This window comes from Chamaesiphon sp. VAR_48_metabat_403, assembly GCF_031422475.1.
GTDB lineage: Bacteria > Cyanobacteriota > Cyanobacteriia > Cyanobacteriales > Chamaesiphonaceae > Chamaesiphon.
Genome location: NZ_JANPLS010000362.1, coordinates 1 through 1,514, shown reverse-complemented (window position 1 = coordinate 1,514; position 1,514 = coordinate 1). Strand labels below are relative to the sequence as shown.

Annotated in this window: 1 protein-coding gene and 1 pseudogene; both read right to left on the bottom strand. The window is 42.5% G+C overall.

Annotation, left to right across the window (positions count from 1 at the left end):
• Positions 1-182 (bottom strand): annotated as a pseudogene (locus RMO79_RS17620) (cell wall hydrolase); the annotation flags it as partial.
• Positions 183-900: 718 nt separating this feature from the next.
• Complete coding sequence (locus tag RMO79_RS17615) at positions 901-1,455, bottom strand: peroxiredoxin (RefSeq protein ID WP_396136623.1); 555 nt, start codon at positions 1,453-1,455, stop codon at positions 901-903.
• Positions 1,456-1,514 lie beyond the last annotated feature (59 nt).

Below are 1,514 nucleotides of genomic sequence, written 5' to 3'. Positions count from 1 at the left end.
GCGGGACGATCGAAATCAGGTACGGCGATCACTTCAAAGCTACGGTTACGTAATTCTGGAACGATTAGATCGCGCAAAAATACCATTTCTTTGGCTTCATTTGGTGCGCTACCGATCGTTTCTGGATCGACAGCCGCGCCGTCATAGCTGCCATAGATCGCACAGATAAAAATCCTACCCATAAAAGTTATACTCCTTGCCAGTTAATAATAAAGGATGTCAGATGTGAAATGTGTCCTAATCTGTCTAATTTTAATTAGGTATTAACTGTAGTTTGGCGATCGCTATTATTTTCTCGATTATACAAGTTATGGATCGGAATCTTTCCAGTCAATATCCTCAAGACATCTTTTAGATCTTTGCTGGTTCCAATCGTAACTTACCAGTCGATCGACCGACTTGGGGCATTTGGCTGTTTACGAGGTTGGTTCAGCCGTCCGGCTGAATTTTTTATCTAGTTTTGCTCGGCTGACTCGGCTATTTGTCGCGGATCGTTCGGCAGAATCGAAGCCGATCGGCAATTAGCAATAAGCTGGTAATTGCTGATATTAACAAAATCAAAAAATGTAGCTCTGCGATTCGATCGATATAAAACCATTCTAGAAGGTTGAACCCAATCGTTAGCAATCTTAACAAATATATGCAGTAATATAGACACTGCTATTTCGCTAAGATTACTTAAACCTGAAAATTTGATTAGGAATAGTTCCGAGAGTTGATGAGTTGTTATCTTCGATTATTTTTCTAATTTCTTCATTGGCGATTCTCTTACAGAGAGGCTACTTCTCTTAATGGAAATGCTACGCTATGACTACGCTCAGTACAAGTCCGCTAACGCGCGATTTTTCACTGAGGTCGATCCGCCAATGAGCCTTTGTGCTAAAGAGTTTATCTTCTAACTCAGAGTTGCGCCGATTGAAGTCGATCGAGTTCGGTTAATACTTCCCGACTGTGAGCGATCGGATTGACATCGGTAAACGTCGCCCGTAAAATTCCTTGAGGATCGATAATAAAACTATGCCGCATTGAGTATATTCCCATCCACGATCCGTAAGCTTTACTAACAGCACCATCTGGATCGGCTAGCAGTGGAAACTTCAATCCTTCCGAGTCACAAAATTCGGCATGAGAATCGATCGAATCGGCACTAACACCAACAATCTCGGCTTGGCGTTGTTGATATTTACTAATATCTTGCTGAAATTTCCGAGCTTCGATCGTACAGCCAGACGTAAAATCTTTGGGATAGAAATATAAAACTACCCATTTGCCAGCATAATCGGCAAGCGATATTTTTCCAGTACCAGTATTAGTAGGTAAGGTAAACATTGGTGCTGGTAAATCTCTAGTCGGCAAAATTCCACCCATCGCACCTGCGACTGGCATCGAATTCCCCCACGAAAACGCACATAAACAAATTGCAAATAAGCTAGTTAAAAAATAACGTCGAGACATGGTGGGAGATGGGAGTTGGGAGTTGGGAGTGTGGGAGGTGTGGGGAGTGTGGGAGGTGT